Genomic DNA, 4,422 nt, shown 5'->3' on the forward strand with positions numbered 1-4,422 from the left:
GAGGCCGCCGGGGTCGTCGGCCGCACCGCGCAACTCACCGTGCACCCGGTGCGCGGCGTCACCGACAGGGCCCCGAGAACCGAGGCCAAGGACAGCGGCGGACCGGACACCGATCTCCCCTCACAACGCGACCGTGCCCGGAGTGGTTCCCGCCACTTCCGGGCACGCCACGATCGGGTGAAGCGGACTACAACCGCGGGTCCACCGGCTCCGATTCGAGGGCCAGGACCGCGAAGACCGCCTCGTGCACCCGCCACAGCGGCTCGCCCCGCGCGAGCCGGTCGAGGGCCTCAAGACCGAGGCCGTACTCCCGCAGCGCGAGCGAGCGTTTGTGGCCGAGGGAGCGGGAGCGCAGCCGCTTCAGATTGTCGGGGCGGGTGTACTCGGGGCCGTAGATGATCCGCAGGTACTCGCGGCCCCGGCACTTGATGCCGGGCTGCACCAGGCGGCCCTTGCCGTCGCGTGCGAGTGCCTCGACCGGCTTGACGACCATGCCCTCGCCGCCGCGCCCCGTCATCTCCAGCCACCAGTCGACGCCGGACTGTACGGACGCGGGGTCGCCGGTGTCGACATAGAGACGCCGGGTGGTCTGAAGCAGGCCCGTCGGGTCGTGCTCCACCATGCGGTCGAGCAGCGCGAGCTGCGCGTCGTGGCCGAGGCCCGCGAGGCTGCGCCCGCTCGCGGCGAGGACCTGGAACGGCGCGAGCCGTACGCCGTCCAGGCCGTCCGTGCTCCAGCAGTAGCGGCGGTAGGCGTGGGTGAACGCCTCGGCGTCGGCGGCGCGTTCACGCTGCCGCGCGAGCAGGTCGCCGGTGTCGACGCCACGGGCCGCGGCCGCTTCGAGCGCGGCGAGCGCGCCCGGGAACACCGCGCCGGACGCGGCGCCGACCGCCGCGTACTGGGTGCGGAGCAGGCCCGAGGCCTTGAGCGACCAGGGCAGCAACTCGGCGTCGAGCAGCAGCCAGTCTGTGTCAAGGTCCGCCCAGAGACCGGCCTCGCCGACGGCCGCGCGGATCCGCCCGAGCACCTCCTCCGTGACCGTCTCGTCGTCGAAGAAGGGCCGCCCGGTACGGGTGTAGAGGGAGCCGGTGACGCCCTCCGTGCCGAAGCGTTCCCGCGCCGTGGCCTCGTCCCGGCACACAAGGGCGACGGCCCGCGAGCCCATGTGCTTCTCCTCGCACACCACCCGCCCGACCCCGTCGGCCGCGTACTGCGCGAAGGCTTCGGCAGGGTGCTCCAAGTAGCCCTCGACCTGCGAGGTCGCAGTCGGGGCCATGGTGGGCGGCAGGTACGGGAGCAGCCTCGGGTCGATCGCGAAGCGGCTCATGACCTCGAGGGCCGCCGCCGCGTTCTCCTCGCGCACCGTGACCCGTCCGGCCGTCGCGGTCTCCACGGTCCTGCGGCCGCGCACGTCCGCCAGGTCGAGCGGCCGGCCCTCGTGCCCGCCGGGCGCTTCGGACGCGAGCGGCTTGGCCGGTTCGTACCAGACCCGCTCGGCCGGTACGTCGACGAGTTCGCGCTCCGGCCAGCGCAGCGCGGTCATCCGGCCGCCGAAGACCACGCCCGTGTCCAGGCAGATGGTGTTGTTGAGCCAGGTCGCGGTGGGCACGGGTGTGTGGCCGTACACCACAGCCGCGCGGCCGCGGTACTCCTCGGCCCAGGGGTAGCGCACGGGCAGGCCGAACTCGTCGGTCTCGCCGGTCGTGTCGCCGTACAGCGCGTGCGAGCGGACCCGGCCCGAGGTGCGGCCGTGGTACTTCTCGGGCAGGCCCGCGTGGCACACGACGAGCTTGCCCTCGTCCAGGACGTAGTGACTGACCAGGCCGTCGATGAACTCCCGCACCTCGGTGCGGAATTCCTCGCTCTCCCCCTCCATCTGCTCGATGGTCTCGGCGAGGCCGTGCGTGTGCTTGACGTTCCTGCCCTTGAGGTAACGGCCGAACTTGTTCTCGTGGTTCCCGGGCACGCACAGCGCGTCGCCGGACTTCACCATCTCCATGACGCGGCGCAGCACACCCGGGCTGTCCGGGCCGCGGTCGACGAGGTCGCCGACGAAGACGGCCGTACGCCCCTCGGGGTGCGTGCCGTCGACGTACCCCAGCTTGCCGAGGAGCGTGTCGAGCTCGGAGCGGCAGCCGTGGATGTCGCCGATGATGTCGAAGGGGCCGGTGAGGTGGCTGAGGTCGTTGTACCGCTTCTCCACGCGGATGCTCGCGCCGTCGATCTCCTCGGCGCCGCGCAGCACATGCACCTTGCGGAACCCTTCGCGCTCCAAGTGCCGCAGGGAGCGCCGGAGTTCACGGATGTGGCGTTGGACGACCCGGCGCGGCATGTCGGCCCGGTCGGCGCGTGCCGCGTTCCGTGCGGCGCACACCTCCTCGGGGACGTCGAGGACGATGGCGATGGGCAGCACGTCGTACTGCCGGGCGAGCTGGACGAGCTGCTTGCGGCTCTCCTGCTGCACGTTGGTCGCGTCGACGACGGTGAGCCGGCCGGCGGCGAGCCGCTTGCCCGCGATGTAGTGCAGCACCTCGAAGGCGTCGCGGCTGGCGCTCTGGTCGTTCTCGTCGTCGGCGACGAGGCCGCGGCAGAAGTCGCTGGAGAGCACTTCGGTGGCCTTGAAGTGCTTGCGCGCGAAGGAGGACTTGCCGGATCCGGAGGCGCCGACGAGCACGACGAGGGCCAGGTCGGTGACGGGCAGGACGCGCCCCGCGGCGGCGTCGGCGGTGGTGTCGGTGGCGGTGCTCATGCGGCCTTCACTCCCTTCGTGGAGCTCGTGGTGCTGGTGGTGCTGGTGCTTTTGGTGGTCGTACGCAAGGTGAAGACGGCCATCTGGGTGGGCGGTCCGACCTCGGGGTCGTCGGGCCCGACGGGCGTGAACCGCACGTCGTACCCGTGCCGTTCGGCCACCGCGCGCGCCCAGCCGCCGAACTCCTCGCGGGTCCACTCGAAGCGGTGGTCGCCGTGCCGGGAGTGCCCGGCGGGCAGCGTCTCCCAGCGGACGTTGTACTCGACGTTGGGCGTCGTCACGAGCACGGTCCCCGGCCGCGCGGTACCGAACACCGCGTACTCCAGGGCCGGGAGCCGCGGCAGGTCGAGGTGCTCGATGACCTCGCTGAGCACGGCCGCGTCGTACCCCTTGAGTCGCTTGTCGGTGTACGCGAGCGAGCCCTGAAGGAGCGAGACGCGCTCGGCCTGCCGTTCACCGAGGCGGTCGAGCCCAAGGCGCCGGGCGGCGACGGTCAGCGCGCGCACGGACACGTCGAGGCCCACGATCTCGGTGAAGCGCACGTCCTTGAGCAGCGCCTGCACCAACTGGCCCTGGCCGCAGCCGAGATCGAGCACACGGCTCGCCCCGGCCTCGCGCAGCGCGTCGAGAATCGCGTCCCGGCGCTGCACGGCGAGCGGTACGGGCTTCTCCTCGGTGTCGGAGTCGTCCTCGGTGCCGGAGTCGTCCTCGTCGACGGCGTTGTCGAGCGCTTCCACCTCGACGTCATCGGCGTCGGCGAGCCGTACGAGCTCAAGGCGTTCCTCGGCCTCGCGGGTCAGGGACCGGCGGCGCGCCAGATAGCGGCTGGTGATCAGCTTCTGCTCGGGGTGCTCGGCGAGCCAGCCCTCGCCGGCCCGCAGCAGTTTGTCGACCTCGTCGGGCGAGACCCAGTAGTGCTTGGCGTCGTCGAGCACCGGAAGCAGCACATACAGCTGCCGCAGCGCCTCGGCGAGCGTCGCCTCCCCTTCCAGTACGAGGCGTACGTAGCGCGAGTCGCCCCACTCGGGGAACTCCGCGTCGAGGGCGACCGGTTCGGCGGTGACCGTCCAGCCGAGCGGCTCGAAAAGCTGGGCGACGAGTGCGGCACCGCCGCGCGCGGGGAGCGCGGGCACCTCGATACGCAGCGGCAGCGGCTGTCCGACCAGCTCGGGCCGGGCGGCGCAGGACCCGTTCAGGGCGCTCTTGAAGACGGTGCTCAGGGCCACGGCGAGCAGCGAAGAGGCCGCGTACGGGCGGTCGTTGACGTACTGCGCGAGTGCCGCGTCCGGCGCGCCGCCCCGGCCCTTGCCCCGGCGCACCAGGGCCACGGGGTCCACCTCGAGGAGCAGCGCCGCCGTGCAGCGCTCCGTGGTCGCCTCCGGGTAGAAGACGTGGGCGCGGCCGTGCGAGGTGGAGAACTCCTGCGCCTTGCCGGGATGCTTGTGCAGCAGGAACCCGAGGTCGGTCGCGGGACGGTCCGTGGAGCCGGTGGTGCTGATCGTCAGGAACACGGCGGGTACGCCTCGATTACGGTCTGAGCGGACACGGTGGTCGCGAACCACCCCGGCACCCGACGCGCCCCCGGCCCGCCACTGCCGCACGGTGGGCGACGCGGCCCTCAACGTACCTGGAAGATCGCGGTGGGGGTCAGGGGTTTTCCGCCCCTCCTACGC

Annotated in this window: 2 protein-coding genes; both read right to left on the bottom strand. The window is 72.3% G+C overall.

Going from position 1 to position 4,422, the window contains the following annotated elements; genetic code table 11:
• Positions 1-187: 187 nt before the first annotated feature.
• The gene (locus tag GUY60_RS34985) at positions 188-2,749 is read right to left on the bottom strand and encodes a polynucleotide kinase-phosphatase (protein WP_161705326.1); all 2,562 of its coding nucleotides are present in this window, start codon (positions 2,747-2,749) and stop codon (positions 188-190) included.
• Positions 2,746-4,260, bottom strand: a complete 1,515-nt coding sequence (locus GUY60_RS34990; protein WP_161705328.1) for a 3' terminal RNA ribose 2'-O-methyltransferase Hen1 — start codon at positions 4,258-4,260, stop codon at positions 2,746-2,748. Before GUY60_RS34990 ends, GUY60_RS34985 begins: the two co-directional genes overlap by 4 nt.
• Positions 4,261-4,422 lie beyond the last annotated feature (162 nt).

Source organism: Streptomyces boluensis, assembly GCF_009908195.1.
Taxonomy (GTDB): Bacteria; Actinomycetota; Actinomycetes; order Streptomycetales; family Streptomycetaceae; genus Streptomyces; species Streptomyces boluensis.

Excerpts from the sequence above, each read along its gene's own strand:
- GUY60_RS34985 (WP_161705326.1), bottom strand. The coding sequence starts at position 2,749 with ATGAGCACCGCCACCGACACCACCGCCGACGCCGCCGCGGGGCGCGTC.